This is a genomic window from Pseudomonas sp. FSL R10-1350 (genome assembly GCF_009600525.1).
Taxonomy (GTDB): domain Bacteria; phylum Pseudomonadota; class Gammaproteobacteria; order Pseudomonadales; family Pseudomonadaceae; genus Aquipseudomonas; species Aquipseudomonas helleri.
Window position 1 is genome coordinate 1 of sequence record NZ_WIVR01000086.1, and the last position, 15,458, is coordinate 15,458.

At 59.2% G+C, this 15,458-nt stretch carries 12 protein-coding genes and 2 pseudogenes; 10 read left to right on the forward strand and 4 right to left on the reverse strand.

From position 1 onward, the window contains the following. The 10 genes and pseudogenes from mutL to GHO25_RS26985 form a co-directional block, all read left to right on the forward strand. A pseudogene (gene mutL / locus GHO25_RS23545) lies at positions 1-783 on the forward strand (DNA mismatch repair protein MutL); the annotation flags it as partial. Further along, the gene (gene miaA, locus GHO25_RS23550; protein WP_153392752.1) at positions 783-1,763 is read left to right on the forward strand and encodes a tRNA (adenosine(37)-N6)-dimethylallyltransferase MiaA; all 981 of its coding nucleotides are present in this window, start codon (positions 783-785) and stop codon (positions 1,761-1,763) included. The pseudogene mutL and the gene miaA, both read left to right, overlap by 1 nt. Positions 1,764-1,853: 90 nt before the next feature. Further along, positions 1,854-2,114 carry an RNA chaperone Hfq gene (gene hfq / locus GHO25_RS23555; RefSeq protein ID WP_048366600.1) on the forward strand — a complete coding sequence of 87 codons (261 nt, stop codon included), beginning with the start codon at positions 1,854-1,856 and terminating at the stop codon, positions 2,112-2,114. A 12-nt stretch (positions 2,115-2,126) separates the two neighbouring features. Beyond that, on the forward strand, positions 2,127-3,428 hold the full coding sequence (hflX, locus tag GHO25_RS23560; RefSeq protein WP_048366599.1) for a ribosome rescue GTPase HflX: 1,302 nt from the start codon (positions 2,127-2,129) through the stop codon (positions 3,426-3,428). 96 nt (positions 3,429-3,524) lie between these two features. Further along, positions 3,525-4,709 carry an FtsH protease activity modulator HflK gene (hflK, locus tag GHO25_RS23565; protein ID WP_048366598.1) on the forward strand — a complete coding sequence of 395 codons (1,185 nt, stop codon included), beginning with the start codon at positions 3,525-3,527 and terminating at the stop codon, positions 4,707-4,709. After that, entirely contained in the window at positions 4,709-5,581 is an 873-nt protein-coding gene (hflC, locus tag GHO25_RS23570) for a protease modulator HflC (RefSeq protein ID WP_048366597.1), read from the forward strand. The genes hflK and hflC overlap by 1 nt, the downstream gene beginning before the upstream one ends. A 344-nt stretch (positions 5,582-5,925) precedes the next feature. Continuing rightward, positions 5,926-7,113 (forward strand): ATP phosphoribosyltransferase regulatory subunit, encoded by a 1,188-nt coding sequence (locus GHO25_RS23575; RefSeq protein ID WP_048385271.1) that lies wholly within the window; start codon positions 5,926-5,928, stop codon positions 7,111-7,113. A gap of 54 nt (positions 7,114-7,167) precedes the next feature. Then, positions 7,168-8,457: an adenylosuccinate synthase gene (locus GHO25_RS23580; protein ID WP_153392755.1), complete on the forward strand. Its 1,290-nt coding sequence runs from the start codon at positions 7,168-7,170 to the stop codon at positions 8,455-8,457. 1,401 nt (positions 8,458-9,858) lie between these two features. Beyond that, positions 9,859-10,071, forward strand: a pseudogene (locus GHO25_RS26980) (methyl-accepting chemotaxis protein); the annotation flags it as partial. 201 nt (positions 10,072-10,272) lie between these two features. Continuing rightward, the gene (locus tag GHO25_RS26985; RefSeq protein WP_372240967.1) at positions 10,273-10,977 is read left to right on the forward strand and encodes a methyl-accepting chemotaxis protein; all 705 of its coding nucleotides are present in this window, start codon (positions 10,273-10,275) and stop codon (positions 10,975-10,977) included. A gap of 189 nt (positions 10,978-11,166) precedes the next feature. Here the strand turns inward: GHO25_RS26985 and GHO25_RS23590 are convergent, their stop codons facing one another. From GHO25_RS23590 to GHO25_RS23605, 4 genes are all read right to left on the reverse strand, one after another. Continuing rightward, positions 11,167-11,424 carry a DUF3077 domain-containing protein gene (locus GHO25_RS23590; protein WP_053225174.1) on the reverse strand — a complete coding sequence of 86 codons (258 nt, stop codon included), beginning with the start codon at positions 11,422-11,424 and terminating at the stop codon, positions 11,167-11,169. A gap of 342 nt (positions 11,425-11,766) precedes the next feature. After that, complete coding sequence (locus GHO25_RS23595) at positions 11,767-13,320, reverse strand: iron ABC transporter permease (protein ID WP_153392757.1); 1,554 nt, start codon at positions 13,318-13,320, stop codon at positions 11,767-11,769. Continuing rightward, a complete protein-coding gene (locus GHO25_RS23600) occupies positions 13,320-14,342 on the reverse strand; it encodes an iron ABC transporter substrate-binding protein (RefSeq protein ID WP_123751160.1) in 1,023 nt (340 codons plus the stop codon). The genes GHO25_RS23595 and GHO25_RS23600 overlap by 1 nt, the downstream gene beginning before the upstream one ends. A gap of 144 nt (positions 14,343-14,486) precedes the next feature. Then, positions 14,487-15,152: an outer membrane protein gene (locus GHO25_RS23605; protein ID WP_153392762.1), complete on the reverse strand. Its 666-nt coding sequence runs from the start codon at positions 15,150-15,152 to the stop codon at positions 14,487-14,489. Between the last annotated feature and the right edge of the window lie 306 nt (positions 15,153-15,458).

Genomic DNA, 15,458 nt, shown 5'->3' on the forward strand with positions numbered 1-15,458 from the left:
CACCTGCTGGAGCAGCCTCAGGCGGCACCGGCTGCGCATGTGCCGGGTTCCGGGGCGGGGGCGGGTTATCAGTCTTACTACCGGCCGCCGACTTCCGGGCCGTCCATGGCGACCGCCGAAGCCAAAAATGCCTACCGCGAGTTTTTCGCGCCATTGCCCGAGGCCACGGCGGCGCCGATGCCCGAGGGGCAAGGTGATATTCCGCCATTGGGCTTTGCCCTGGCGCAGCTCAAGGGTATCTATATCCTTGCGGAAAACGCCCACGGCCTGGTGCTGGTGGACATGCACGCGGCCCACGAACGGATCATGTACGAGCGCCTCAAAATCGCCATGGCCAGCGAAGGCCTGAGCGGCCAGCCGCTGCTGGTGCCCGAGTCGATTGCGGTCAGCCAGCGTGAGGCCGATTGTGCCGAAGAACACGGCGAGTGGTTCCGCCGCCTGGGCTTCGAGTTGCAGCGCTTGGGCCCGGAGACTCTGGCCATTCGCCAGATCCCGGCTTTGCTCAAGCAGGCCGAGGCGCAGCGCCTGGTGCATGACGTGCTGGCCGACTTGATGGAATACGGCACCAGTGACCGGATCCAGGCGCACCTCAACGAATTGCTCGGCACCATGGCGTGCCACGGCGCGATCCGCGCCAATCAGCGTTTGGCCATCCCGGAAATGAACGGCTTGTTGCGGGACATGGAAAACACCGAGCGCAGCGGTCAGTGCAATCATGGTCGTCCCACCTGGACCCAAATGGGCCTGGACGACTTGGACAAACTCTTTTTGCGCGGTCGCTGATGACAGGTTCCAAGGCTTTACCCCCGGCCATATTTTTGATGGGCCCCACCGCCGCAGGCAAAACGGATCTGGCGATCGAGCTGAGCAAAGTATTGCCGTGCGAGCTGGTCAGCGTGGATTCGGCGCTGGTGTATCGCGGCATGGACATCGGCACGGCCAAGCCGTCCAAAGAAATTCTGGCGGCGCACCCGCACCGGTTGATCGACATCATTGACCCGGCCGAGAGCTATTCGGCGGCTGATTTTCGCCGCGATGCGCTGCAGTCCATGGCCGAGATCACCGCACGGGGCAATATCCCGCTGTTGGTGGGTGGCACAATGTTGTATTACAAAGCGTTGCTTGAAGGCCTGGCCGACATGCCGGCCGCCGACCCGCAGGTGCGGGCGCAACTTGAAGAAGAAGCCCAACGCCTTGGCTGGCAGGCGCTGCATGATCAGTTGGCAGCGGTCGACCCGGAGTCGGCGGCGCGCATTCACCCCAATGACCCGCAGCGTCTGACCCGGGCGTTAGAGGTGTATCGGGTGAGCGGCCTGAGCATGACGGCCCACCGGCACAAACAATCTGAAAAATCTACTAAAGCAGCAGCTTCTGGCGGCGGCCAATTGCCCTATACTGTCGCCCAACTGGCCATCGCTCCGGCGAACCGGCAGGTGCTGCATGAAAGAATCGCGCAAAGATTCATGCAAATGCTGGAACAGGGATTCATCGACGAGGTCTTAGCCCTGCGAGATAGAAGTGACCTGCACGCCGGGTTGCCGTCTATACGTGCAGTGGGCTACCGCCAAGTCTGGGATTATCTGGACGGCAAGCTGACAGCGACCGAGATGCAGGAGCGCGGCATCATTGCTACGCGCCAATTGGCCAAACGTCAGTTCACCTGGTTGCGCGGTTGGGATGATCTACATTGGCTGGACAGCCTGGACTGCGACAATCTGCCGCGCGCCTTGAAATACTTGGGATCGGTCTCCATATTGAGCTGAGTCCCGGAAATTGCCGTCTATCCTATGGGTATGGCGACATCGCCATCTAATTTTTGTATCTATTTTTTTATCCTTACAGGAGTGCGGCACATGTCAAAAGGGCATTCGCTACAAGACCCTTACTTGAATACTTTGCGTAAAGAGAAGGTTGGCGTTTCCATCTACCTGGTCAACGGTATCAAGCTGCAGGGGACTATCGAGTCGTTCGACCAGTTCGTGATCCTGCTGAAAAACACCGTGAGCCAAATGGTTTACAAACACGCTATCTCGACAGTCGTCCCAGTACGTCCGATCCGTCTGCCTAGCGCGAGCGAATCTGATCTGGCAGACGCTGAGCCAGGTAACGCTTGATAGGAGTCTCCTTTGTTCTTTGAGCGCCACGGTGGTGGTGAGCGGGCGATCCTCGTTCACTTGGAAGTTCAGGACCCTGAGGCGCACGAAGATCCGCAGGAGTTCCAGGAGTTAGCAGTATCGGCTGGCGCCGAGACCGTCGCGTTTTTCAACGTGCCGCGTCATCGGCCTTCGGCCAAGTACCTGATTGGCAGTGGCAAGGTCGAGGAGTTGCGCGACCTGGTCAAGGCCGAGAAGGTCGACATTGTGATTTTCAATCACGTCCTCACGCCCAGTCAGGAGCGTAACCTCGAACGTGTGTTCGAGTGTCGCGTGCTTGACCGCACCGGGCTGATTCTCGACATCTTCGCTCAACGCGCCCGTACCCATGAAGGCAAGCTACAGGTCGAACTGGCCCAGCTTGATCACATGAGCACGCGTCTTGTGCGCGGCTGGACCCACCTTGAGCGTCAAGGTGGCGGCATTGGTATGCGCGGGCCGGGTGAAACCCAGCTCGAAACCGACCGCCGTCTGTTGCGTATCCGCATCAGCCAGATCAAGTCGCGTCTGAAAAAAGTCCGCAGCCAACGTGAACAGTCCCGTAGAGGGCGCCAACGCGCCGATATTCCTACGGTGTCGCTGGTGGGGTATACCAACGCCGGTAAGTCCACGTTGTTCAATGCGGTCACGCAGTCAGACGTATTTGCCGCAGACCAATTGTTCGCCACGCTCGACCCGACCTTGCGCCGCGTTGACCTGGACGACCTGGGGCCGATCGTACTGGCCGATACCGTGGGCTTTATTCGTCACTTGCCGCACAAGCTTGTTGAAGCATTCCGGTCTACGCTCGAAGAGTCGAGCAATTCGGATTTGCTGCTGCACGTGATCGACGCGCATGAGCCTGAGCGTATGCAGCAGATCGAACAGGTGATGATCGTCCTCAACGAGATTGGCGCGCAGGACTTGCCGATCCTTGAGGTCTACAACAAAATCGATTTGCTTGAAGGTGTAGAGCCGCAGATCCAGCGTGATGCCGATGGCAAACCGCAGCGGGTCTGGTTGTCGGCCCGTGAAAACCAAGGTCTGGAGCTGCTTGAGCAGGCCATTGCCGAGTTGCTGGGCAGTGATTTGTTCGTTGGCACCTTGCGCTTGCCGCAACGTTTTGCTCGACTGCGTGCACAGTTCTTCGAACTGGGGGTTGTGCAAAAAGAAGCGCATGACGATGAGGGCTCCAGTTTGTTGGACGTACGCCTGCCGCGTTCCGAGCTCAATCGCTTGGTCAGCCGTGAAGGGATGCAACCGCTGGAATTCATCGAAGAACACACTTTGCAATAAAAGCCTCCTAAAGCGGCCGTGCCGCTGTGGTAGGCATTCTGTAGCATTGGTCGGCGCGCCGTGGGCGCGTCTTTGCTTTATCAGATGGAGAGCGCTATGGCTTGGAATGAGCCGGGTGGCAACTCGAACAATCAAGATCCCTGGGGTAGCAAACGCCCTAAAAATGGCGACCGCAAGGGACCACCGGATCTCGACGAGGCCTTCCGAAAGCTGCAGGAAAGCCTGAATGGGTTGTTCGGTGGTGGAAAAAAACGTACCGGTGGCGGTGGCAACGAAGGTGGCTCAGGCGGTAAGAGCGCCGGCTTCGGTGTGCTCGGCCTGGTACTGGTCGTTATGGCAGCCGTCTGGCTGTACAGCGCGGTTTATGTGGTCGACGAGCAGGAGCAAGCCGTCGTGCTGCGCCTGGGCAAGTACTACGACACGGTTGGTCCGGGTCTGAACATCTACTTGCCGCCGTTCGATAAAAAGTACATGGAAAACGTAACGCGTGAGCGTGCGTACACCAAGCAGGGCCAGATGCTCACTGAAGACGAAAACATCGTCGAAGTGCCGCTGACCGTGCAGTACAAGATCAGCAACCTGCGCGACTACGTGCTGAACGTTGATCAACCGGAAGTCAGTCTGCAGCAAGCCACAGACAGTGCCTTGCGTCACGTCGTGGGTTCCACGTCGATGGACCAGGTGTTGACCGATGGCCGTGAACAAATGGCCGTAGAGATCAAGGAGCGCCTGCAGCGTTTCCTCGATACCTACAAAACCGGTATTACGGTGACTCAGGTCAACGTACAAAACGCTGCTGCACCGCGTGAAGTACAAGAAGCCTTTGACGACGTGATCCGTGCCCGTGAAGACGAGCAGCGTGCCCGCAACCAGGCCGAAAGCTACGCCAATGGCGTGGTTCCGGAAGCCCGTGGTCAGGCACAGCGCATCATCGAAGATGCCAACGGTTACCGCGATGAAGTGGTGTCTCGCGCCAAGGGTGAAGCTGACCGCTTTACCAAGCTGGTGGCCGAGTACCGCAAAAATCCTGACGTGACCCGTGACCGTCTGTACCTGGACACCATGCAGGATGTCTTCAGCAACACCAGCAAAGTACTCGTGACCGGCAACAAAAACGGCCAGAGCAACCTGCTGTACTTGCCGTTGGACAAAATGATTGAAGGCCGTACTGGCGGCAGCAACTCGGTAACGGGTTCGGCAGCTGCGGCGAGCAGTTCTGATGCTGGCACGCACATCAACACGGATCTGCCGACACCACCGCGTACCAGGGAGAGTCGCTGATGAGCAATAAATCGCTGGTCGCCCTTATTGTTGCCGTTGTTGTGGCGATCGTTGCCTGGAACAGCTTCTACATCGTCTCGCAAACCGAACGTGCCGTGCTGTTGCGCTTCGGCCGTGTGGTTCAGGCCGATGTTCAGCCAGGCCTGCACGTGAAGATCCCTTACGTTAACCAGGTGCGCAAGTTTGACGCCCGCCTGATGACGCTGGATGCGCCGACGCAGCGTTTCCTGACGCTGGAAAAGAAAGCGGTCATGGTCGATGCTTTCGCCAAGTGGCGTGTGAAAGATGCCGAGCGCTTCTACACCGCGACCTCGGGCATGAAGCAGATTGCTGACGAGCGCCTGTCGCGTCGTCTGGAGTCGGGCCTGCGTGACCAGTTCGGTAAGCGCACCCTGCACGAAGTGGTGTCGGGTGAGCGTGATGCATTGATGGCTGACATCACCGCATCGCTGAACAAAATGGCTGAGAAAGAGCTGGGCATTGAAGTGGTCGACGTTCGCGTCAAGGCCATTGACCTGCCCAAAGAAGTAAACCGCAGCGTTTTCGAACGTATGAGCACCGAGCGTGAGCGTGAAGCACGCGAGCATCGGGCCAAGGGTAACGAGCTGGCAGAAGGCATTCGTGCTGACGCCGACCGTCAACGTCGTGTTCTGCTGGCTGAGGCGTATCGCCAGTCCGAAGAAGCACGCGGTGATGGCGATGCCCAGGCTGCTGCGATTTACTCCAAGGCTTACGGTCAGGACCAGGAGTTCTACAAGTTCTATCGCAGCCTGCGCGCTTACCGCGAAAGCTTTGCGAACAAGAGCGACGTATTGGTTCTGGACCCAAGCAGCGAGTTCTTCCGCTACCTGGACAAGTCCAAGCCGCAGTAAACCTGTAGGAGCGAGCTTGCCTCGCGATCTTTTGATCTCCAAAAGCTCGCTCCTGCAGCAAAAAAGCATCCTGTACACGCACTCCGCCGGGCGGGCAAATTGCCTCGCGGGGTGATCCTTTTAGAAAACGTGTGTATGATGCGGCAGCCGGGAAATTCCCGGCTTTTTTGCGTCTGCATGTTTGATTGACCGAATGGCTGTGACAGCATCGGTAGATTTTTCGAGGAATGTGCTGAGCCTGTCATTCAGGCTTTTTTGCTGTGCGCGCTAAAGACGCAGCCACGTTCTGCTTTACTCAAGGCTTGCCTGCTGGCTGGCCACCCGGATCATAGGGGAATGGCGTAATGGCAACGGTAGACCGCTGGCTTCTGCCAGATGGCATCGAAGAAGTACTTCCACCAGAAGCTGCGCGCATTGAAGTCGCGCGGCGTCAGGTGTTGGATCTGTTCCAGAGCTGGGGCTATGAGTTCGTCGTCACCCCGCATATCGAATACCTGGAGTCCCTGCTGACAGGGGCTGGCCAGGATCTCGACCTGCGGACCTTTAAGGTTATTGACCCCAAGACGGGTCGCCAGATGGGTTTTCGTGCCGACATCACGCCGCAAGTGGCGCGCATTGATGCGCATACCTTGCGTCATGAAGGCCCGAGCCGTCTGTGCTACGCCGGCAGCGTCCTGCATGCTCAACCGCGTGCATTGTCGTCCTCGCGCAGCCCGATCCAGTTGGGCGCCGAGTTGTATGGCGATGCCAGCCCGAGCAGCGACGTAGAAGTCATCAGCTTGATGCTGGCCATGCTGCAACTGGCCGATGTGCCGGATGTGCACATGGACCTGGGGCATGTCGGCATTTACCGTGGGCTGGCCCGTGCGGCCAACCTGTCGGTTGAAGTGGAACAACAATTGTTCGACGCCCTGCAACGCAAGGCGATCGACGAAGTAACAGCCTTGACCGAAGGTTTGCCGGCCGATCTGGCCGACATGCTTCAGGCATTGGTGGGTTTGTGTGGCGGCCGTGAAGTGCTGGTTGCTGCGCGTGAGCGTCTGGCCAAGGCTCCGGCCGAGGTGATGGCTGCTCTGGACGACTTGCAGGCCATTGCCGAGCGGTTGTCGGTGCGTTTCCCGCAGTTGCCGCTGTATTTTGACCTGGGTGAGTTGCGTGGGTATCACTACCACACAGGTGTGGTGTTTGCGGTGTTTGTTCCGGGCGTTGGGGATTCCATCGCCCAGGGCGGTCGTTATGACGATATCGGTGCTGTGTTTGGGCGTGCCCGTCCGGCGACCGGTTTTTCGACCGATTTGAAAACCCTGGTAACCCTGGGGCGTGCTGAGGTTCAGCTACCGTCTGGCGGTATCTGGATGCCTGACAGCACAGATGCGGCACTCTGGCAGCAGGTTTGCCAGCTTCGCAGTGAAGGTCAGCGTGTGGTTCAGGCATTGCCTGGCCAGCCACAGACCGCCGCCCGTGATGCGGACTGCGACCGCCAATTGATTCAGCAGAACGGCTTGTGGCACGTCGTGCCGCTGGCTTCTTGAGTTTTCCTGCCGGCGGTTGCCGGCACCAAGTTTGCGCGAATGAGGACAAGTGTTATGGGTAAGAATGTCGTAGTCCTGGGCACCCAGTGGGGTGATGAGGGCAAAGGCAAGATCGTTGATCTGCTGACCGAACATGCTGCCGCTGTAGTGCGCTACCAAGGTGGCCACAACGCTGGCCACACCTTGGTGATCGACGGCGAAAAAACCGTTCTGCACCTGATTCCGTCGGGCGTATTGCGCGAAGGCGTGCAGTGCCTGATCGGCAACGGTGTGGTGGTTGCTCCAGACGCTCTGTTGCGTGAAATCATCAAGCTGGAAGAGAAAGGCGTACCGGTGCGTGAGCGCCTGCGTATCAGCCCGTCCTGCCCGCTGATCCTGTCGTTCCACGTTGCACTGGACCAGGCCCGTGAAAAAGCCCGTGGCGAGCTGAAGATCGGTACAACCGGTCGCGGCATTGGCCCGGCATACGAAGACAAGGTTGCACGTCGCGGTCTGCGCGTTGGCGATCTGCTGAACATGCCGCGTTTTGAAGCCAAACTGCGTGAGCTGGTGGATTACCACAACTTCATGCTGGTGGGTTACTACAAAGACACCGCCATCGACTTCGACAAGACCCTGGCCGAGTGCAAAGAATACGCTGAGCTGCTCAAGCCGCTGATGCTGGACGTGACCGCTGAGCTGCACGACCTGCGTCGCGCTGGCAAAGACATCATGTTCGAAGGCGCTCAAGGTTCGCTGCTGGACATCGACCACGGTACCTACCCGTACGTGACCAGCTCCAACACCACCGCCGGTGGCGTTGCGACCGGTTCGGGCGTTGGCCCGATGTTCCTGGACTACATCCTGGGCATCACCAAGGCTTACACCACTCGCGTGGGTTCGGGCCCGTTCCCGACTGAGCTGTTCGACGACGTCGGCGCTCACCTGGCCAAACAAGGTCACGAGTTCGGTGCAACCACCGGCCGTGCCCGTCGTTGCGGTTGGTTCGACGCCGTTATCCTGCGTCGCGCTATCGACGTGAACAGCATCTCGGGCATCTGCCTGACCAAGCTGGACGTACTCGATGGTCTGGAAACCATCAACATCTGCGTTGGCTACAAAGATGCAAACGGTGTTGAAGTGGCGCCGACTGACGCTGACAGCTACGTAGGCCTGGAGCCTGTGTACGAAACCGTGCCGGGCTGGACCGAGTCTACTGTGGGTGCCAAAACCCTGGAAGAGCTGCCAGAAAACGCCCGTGCTTACATCAAGCGCGTAGAAGCACTGATCGGCGCGCCGATCGACATCGTCTCGACAGGTCCGGACCGCAACGAAACCATCGTTCTGCGTCACCCGTTCGCGTAACACGTCGCGATGTAAAACAAAGGGCCCTTCGGGGCCCTTTGTTGTTTTAGCCCTCTGTAGGAGCGAGCTTGCCTCGCGATCTGTTGATCTTGATCTGGTTTTTAATCTTGATCTAAGAGGCCCCGTTAAACCACGCTGGCCGAACGCAGGTTTTGCGCAGTGGGTAACCCGGCAGGACGCCGGGTTAGCCGCGACACGGCCAGGGATGGCCGATCGCGGCGGGCCCACGGAGCAGGGCCTGTGGTGAGGGCATGCCGAGCCACAGCGAGGCACCGAGGGGTTGGGGCAAAAAGCGTTTGGTTACTTTGCGCTTTCAAAGTGACGCGCCGTAAGGGCGGAACCCTAAGTGGCCGTTGCCGCAGCAATGGATATGCACTCAAATCAAGATCAACCCTCACCCTAGCCCTCTCCCGAAGGAGAGGGAACCGATTGGGGGATGCTGTCGATTATCGATGGCCTGTTTGCTGCGCGACAGCGCGGCGTCGAAGACTGGAAGTCCCGCAAGAGATCCACGGCATGACCCTTGCTTCAAAAACCCCATAAGCGTGCCATCAAAATAATGGCACCGTTGTGGAGGGGTTTTCTGTGTCTGCCGTACTCTCATTGTTACAAAGCCGTTTATTGCGGCCGGTATTCGTTACCCTCGGTATCGCTCTTTTGGTGCAAGTGCTGGTGGCTGTCGCACTGACACGGAGCACGGTCACGGCCCTGGAGTCCGATCTGGATGCGGGGCTGAGTGCAGACAGCAAACAGTTGGCGGCCGAACTGGAGTTGGCCGGGCGTGAGGTCAAGAGTAACCTGGACGGATTGTCGGTCAGCACCCGCCAGCGCCTGACCGCAGGCCTGGAGCCGCGCCTAAAAGACGAACAGATGCAGCTCTGGGAAATGCTCGAGCAGAGCCTCAAAGACTCCGCGAACGACATGGCGCAGCTGCTGGCGGCCGTTTCGTCCCGGGCCATTTGGGACAACGATGTGCCGACACTGTCGGACTTCGCTCGGCGTGCCCAGCGCAATCCCAATGTGCTGTTCGTGGTGTATGACGATGCCTCGGGGCAGCATCTGACGCGCTACCTCAACCGTGATAACCCGATCAACAAAGCCCTGCTGGAAAAGGGCAAGGGCGAACGTGCCCTGGATAAAGTCCTCGATGCTGCGCGCAACGATCCGGCGGTGTATTACCTCGAAGCGCCCATCAGCCCCAACGGCGTTGTGATCGGCAAAGTGTTGATGGGCGTTTCTACTGCGTCGATCGAACAGTCGCTGGCGGCGCTGGACCAGCGTTTTGCGTCGTTGATCGTAAGCAGTGATCAGTTGGTCGATGACAGCCTGCAAGGCGCGGCCAGCGAAAGCTCCAAAGCCCTGGGCGCGCGTTTGCAGTCGGCGCAGGCAGCGGCCGCACAAATGCAGGTCAATACCGCGCATACCGTACGTGAGGCAGCAGAAGCGCTGCGCTGGCGTATCGGCTTGAGCCTGGCGCTGGTGGGGCTTGGCGTGTTGCTGGTACTGGCGGTGGTGTTGGGACGGCGCGTGGTGAGTAAGTTACTGCTGCTTAACGCCGCCCTGAATGACCTGGCGGCGGGCGAAGGTGACCTGACCAAACGCGTGGGCCTGAACAGCAAAGACGAGATTGGCGACATGGCGGCAGCGGTTGACCGTTTTGTCGACAAGTTGCAGCCCATCGTGCGTGAAGCGGGGGATGTGGCCCAGCGCACCGGGGTCGAGATTGGCGTGATGACGATGCGCAATGCCGGGGCGGATGCGGCAGCGCAGTTGCAGCGCGATGAAGTGGCGCAAAGCCTTGAGGCGCTGTCGACCATGGCCGATGCGGCGCAGTCTGAAAGCCAGGCGATGCAGGCGGCGCTGCGCCAGGTGGTGGACATTCGTCAGGCGACTGACGAAAACACCCGCACCTCGGCGCAAGTGGGCGGCTTGATTGAAGCGCTGGCCGGGCAAGTGGGCGAGGGCGCCAAAGTGATTGAGCGGCTGGCGCAGCAAAGCGAGCAGATCGAAGTGGTGCTGACGGTGATCCATGGCATTGCTGAGCAGACCAACCTGCTGGCGTTGAACGCCGCCATTGAAGCGGCGCGGGCAGGCGAGACGGGGCGCGGCTTTGCGGTGGTGGCCGATGAAGTCCGTGCGTTGGCGAGCAAAACACAAAGCTCTACCGGCGATATTCAGGCGCACATCGTGGCCTTGCAGCAGGGCGCCAAAGAAGCGGTTGAGGCGATTGCGCAGGCCGGGCGTCAGGCGGACGAAGGCCTGGCCGTGTTGCGCGGCAGTGTGAAATTGCAAAAAACCGTGCAGGCCTCGGTTGAGCAAGTGCACACAGCCATAGACGATGCGACCAAAGCCGCAGCGCATCAGGCCCAGGGCGCCCATGCAGTGCGTGGGCGGGTCGAAGTGATCCATGCCCAGGCCGAACGCGCGGCCGAGGCCGTCACGCAGACCACGGCCAGCGGCAAAGTGCTGGACAGCCTGGCAGAGCAGTTGAAGGCCAGTTTGGGGCAGTTCAGAGCTTAAAATCAAAAGCCCCTCACCCTAGCCCTCTCCCGGAGGGAGAGGGGACTGATTGGGGGATATTGGTGATGATTTGCGGTTTGCAAGCAATGGCGTTGAATCCGAAACCACCTCGGTAAAGCTCCCTCTCCCTCCGGGAGAGGGTTGGGGTGAGGGCTGGCGGATTACGCACAAGCGCATTCATGGCGAGCATTAATCAGTTAGTAGCGAGTCCACCAGCGCTCGGGCCATCTCCATGCTGTGGATAACATTCCACAGCTGTTCGGCTTCAAGGCCTGAAAGGTGAGCGCTGATGTCGTCGGCGTTTAACTCTGCGCCTTTAAGCAGCAGCGAAACGTGTTCAAGCGCGTCTCGTGCGGGAATACCGGGGTGGGTGGCGAACAGCAGCGTGCCGCGATGGGCGCTGGTGTGAAAGGCATCGAGGGGTGGGTCTGGGACGATTTTATCCATGCGAGAAACTCCAAACGTTGGAGCTGTCGTCAATCCGCTGTCAATCGGAAGGGTGGCAGCTATGTGCGGGTTGACAGACCGAGGAGTCTCGCGAACTCGGCGCACCCGAAGATGCCCCGCACATGGCCGCCATAACACAGTGGTCATGCGAGATCAGACGGTCTGTCAAAACCGGCCACTGAAATCAGTGACCCGTCGAGACTATCCGCGCCGTTCCAGCGCCACAAGGCGGTGAGGATTCTCTAGGAAAGGTCCTGCGAATGAAAGGGACGAAGCCGGTGCAGGCGTTGCGAATTGTGTGGAAAAAAGCCCCTCTCCCGGCGGGAGAGGGCTAAAGCGGCTTCAGCGGCTCAAATACATCCGCGTGGTCAGCAAATACACCGGCAAGCCCGACACCACGATCAACAGTGCAGCATAAGGCGCCGCGGCCGCAAACTCGACATTTGAGGTGTGCGCCCACACTTGGGTGGCCAGGGTGTTAAGCCCGGTCGGGCTCAGCAGCAAGGTGGCGGTCAGTTCTTTCATAGCGTCGAGAAACACCAGTGCAAACGCTGCGCCCAGCGCCGGGAAGATGATCGGCAAGGTCACCCGGTAAAACGCCGAGAACGATGAGGCGCCCAAGGTGCGGGCGGCTTCTTCCAGTTGCGGGGCGGCCTTGTTTAGCGCGGTGCGGATCGGTGCTTGCGCCAAGGGTAAAAACAGCAGCGCATACGCCACCAGCAGCAACGCCGAGGTCTGATACAGCACCGGCACGTAATGCAGCGAGAAGTACACCAGCGCCAGGGCAATGACCAGGCCCGGCAGGGCGTGCAGCAGGTACGGCAGGCGTTCGGCCCAGATCGCCAGTTGGCCTTTGTAACGCACCACCAGCAACCCCACCGGCACCGCCAGCACCAGACACAAGGCAGCACCGCCCAACGACAAAGCCAGCGACGAGAACAGCGCCTCGCCAATCGCCGCCATCGGGAAGGCCGCCGAGCTGCCCTTGATCAGCCAGTACGCCAGCATGCCCAGCGGGATGCCGCTGCCAATCACCGCCAGCAGCAGGCAATACACTTGCCCCACCAGCGACCACTTGCCCAACCGTACCTGTTCGGCGCGCCGTGCAGCGCCTTGGCCGATGCGAATGTGGCGGCCTTTGCCGCGCGCTTTCAGCTCCAGCCACAACAGGCTCAGGCACATCACCAGCAGCACCGCCGACAGCATCGCCGCATTGGCGTTGCTGAATTCCAGTTCAAATTGCTGGTAGATCGCGGTGGTAAAGGTTTGCAGGCCGATGATCGACAGCGCGCCAAACTCCACCAGCATGTGCAAGGCAATCAGCAGCGAGCCGGCCAGGAGCGAAGGCCACAGCAATGGCAGGGTGATCTTGAAAAACACGCCCCAACGGTTCTGCCCCAGGGTACGCGCCGATTCTTCCAGGGCCGGGTCAAGGTTGCGCAGGGTGGCGGCGACCGGCAGAAAGATCAGCGGGTATTTGGACAGGCTCATCACCAGAATGGCCCCACCCAGGCCTTCAAAGCTGGCGCTCAGGGACACCCAGGTGAAGCTGCTGACAAACGCCGGGACGGCAAACGGCAGGCACAGGATCACGCCCCACAGGCGCCGCCCCGGCAAGTTGCTGCGTTCCAGCAGCCAGGCCAGCGACAGGCCGACCACGGCGCAGGTCACGGTGACGCCCACCATCAGCAGCAGCGTGTTGCGCATCAGGCCGAACACATACGGCCGCCACAACAGGCTCAACGCCTGCGTCCAGCCGGCTTGCCAGGCTTTGGTGGCGACATACAGCAGCGGCAGCAGGCTGAGCCCGACCAGCAGCAGGACGGGCAGCAGCAGCCAGATCGACGGCCTTTTGCGCTTAAGGGTGTGGCGCACAGGGTGGGCAGTGGCGAGCATCAGAGCAGGCCGGTTTCGCGTTCGAGGTCCAGCGCTTCTTCAGCGTTGCCCAGGTCAGCCGGGGTGATTTTCGGCGCTTGCAGCTCTTCGAATGGCTTAAGACCACGGTCCGACACCATGCCTTTGCGCATCGGGTATTCGGCGGTGGTGTTGGTGATCACCCGCTGGCCCTCTTCGCTGGCCATATAGGCGAGCAATTGCTGGGCTTCTTTGGGGTGCTTGCTGGCTTTGATCACGCCTGCGCTGGACACGGTGATCAAGCCGCCCGCATCACCGTCGGTGAAGTAGTGCAGTTTGGAGTCCAGTTTGCCTTTCTCTTTTTCCAGGGCGAACCAGTAGTAGTTGTTCACCAGCACGGTGGCGACTTCGCCGTTTTCCACCGCTTTGAGTGCAACCATGTTGTTGGTGTAGGTTTTGCCGAAGGCGCGCAGGCCGGTCAGCCATTCTTCTGCGGCGTCGCGACCGTGCAGTTTAATGATGGCCACGGCCTGTTCCTGGAAGGCGCCGCTGGTGGGGACGAAGCCGACTTTGCCTTGCCACTCGGGGTCGGCGAAATCGAGTACCGATTTGGGCAGGTCTTCTTCTTTGATCAGCTTGGGGTTGAACGCCACGACGCGGGTGCGGGCAGTTACGCCGATCCAGGTGCCATTGGCGGCCACGTATTCTTTGGGCAGCGCTTGCAGGGTGCTGTCGTCGGCCTTGGCCAGAAAGCCTTGCTCGCCCAGGTTGTTCAGGGGCGGCGATTCTTCGGCGTAAAACACGTCAGCCGGGGAGCGGTCGCCTTCTTCCATGATCTGGCTGGCCAGTTGGTTGCTGCTGCCCTTGCGCACGTTGACGTGAATGCCGGTTTTGGCTTCAAAGGCGGCGGCCAGGTTGTCGCCCACTTCTTTGTGCTGGCCGTTGTACAGCGTCAGGGTGACGGGGTCGGCTGCGTAGGCGGGGGAGGTCAGTGCAAGACCGAGGATGGAGAGCGTCAGGCCGCGCAGTAGAGATGTCGCAAGCCGGGTATTTCGGAGCATCATTCGCTGGGTTCCTCACTTTGGTACTACAAAACTTGTAACAATAATAAACGATATTGTTTCTCAAGTGCGGACCGGGCGAGGAGAGGTAGGCAGGATGAGTGCAAAAGAAGGGAAATGCAGCCAGGGGCTGCATCTCATGCTGGCTTAGAACGCGACCCGTGCTTCCACGAAAAGGTTTTGGTCGCTGAGCTTGCCTTTTAGTTGTTCATCTCTGGCGTTGATGCGGTTGGCAAAGGAGTTGCGGCCTGTTTCAACTTTGCCCATGTCGACATAGCGATAGCCTAAGCCCAGGCTCGTTGTTTCAGTCAGCTTGGCGGTCGCGCCAAGTCCTGCGCTGTAGGCAAAGTTATTCTGGCGTTTGTTCTCGAAGCGCCGGCTTTTATTGCCTTGATACCCTTCGGCATCTATCTGAGCTACACCGGCGCCGACCGTGCCGTAGAACGACAGCCAATCATTTACTGCAAAGTCTTTGTAAGCATTGAGCATCAGGCGTTGGCTATCAATCTTGAGCCGGTTCACGTTGGCCTCGAAAGGAGCCCAGTGGGAGTCAAAGTTGGCATGGGTGCGCGAGGTGTATTCACCTTCAAGGCGCCAGCCGCCCGAAAACGCATGGCCCAATGCCAATGATCCAGAAATGCGTTTATTGCTGTCGGGGTTGGACACGCGGTCGGTGACGCGAGGGCTGGTTAACAGTGCGTCAGAGAGTTTTTGATGGGCGCTGTTGAGCTTGGCCGAGCCATACCACTCTCCAGCTTGTGCTGCAGGAATGCAAAATGCCGTAAGTATTAGTGCCAGGCAGGTATTGTTCATAGTGCTGACTCATCTTATTGGAATAGAAGAGTCGCATTCTCATTGAGGTGTCTTGTCGAAATGGATAAGACGAATCTGATTGCTCTGTGAGACAGGTTTTTTTTTGTGCAGTATTTTGAGAATTCGATGGGACGCAGTTGCAGAGGATGTGCATTTAGAATGCCGGAAACTAAAAAGCCCGCTTGCGCGGGCTTTTTGAGTGGTTTCACAACCGTAGGCTGTAAACCTGAATTGGTGCCCAGAAGAAGACTCGAACTTCCACGGCCTTGCGGCCACCAGCACCTGAAGCTGGCGTGTCTACCAATT

Excerpts from the sequence above, each read along its gene's own strand:
- miaA (WP_153392752.1), top strand. The coding sequence starts at position 783 with ATGACAGGTTCCAAGGCTTTACCCCCGGCCATATTTTTGATGGGCCCC.
- hfq (WP_048366600.1), top strand. The coding sequence starts at position 1,854 with ATGTCAAAAGGGCATTCGCTACAAGACCCTTACTTGAATACTTTGCGT.
- hflK (WP_048366598.1), top strand. The coding sequence starts at position 3,525 with ATGGCTTGGAATGAGCCGGGTGGCAACTCGAACAATCAAGATCCCTGG.
- hflC (WP_048366597.1), top strand. The coding sequence starts at position 4,709 with ATGAGCAATAAATCGCTGGTCGCCCTTATTGTTGCCGTTGTTGTGGCG.
- GHO25_RS23575 (WP_048385271.1), top strand. The coding sequence starts at position 5,926 with ATGGCAACGGTAGACCGCTGGCTTCTGCCAGATGGCATCGAAGAAGTA.
- GHO25_RS23580 (WP_153392755.1), top strand. The coding sequence starts at position 7,168 with ATGGGTAAGAATGTCGTAGTCCTGGGCACCCAGTGGGGTGATGAGGGC.
- GHO25_RS26985 (WP_372240967.1), top strand. The coding sequence starts at position 10,273 with ATGGCCGATGCGGCGCAGTCTGAAAGCCAGGCGATGCAGGCGGCGCTG.
- GHO25_RS23590 (WP_053225174.1), bottom strand. The coding sequence starts at position 11,424 with ATGGATAAAATCGTCCCAGACCCACCCCTCGATGCCTTTCACACCAGC.
- GHO25_RS23595 (WP_153392757.1), bottom strand. The coding sequence starts at position 13,320 with ATGCTCGCCACTGCCCACCCTGTGCGCCACACCCTTAAGCGCAAAAGG.
- GHO25_RS23600 (WP_123751160.1), bottom strand. The coding sequence starts at position 14,342 with ATGATGCTCCGAAATACCCGGCTTGCGACATCTCTACTGCGCGGCCTG.
- GHO25_RS23605 (WP_153392762.1), bottom strand. The coding sequence starts at position 15,152 with ATGAACAATACCTGCCTGGCACTAATACTTACGGCATTTTGCATTCCT.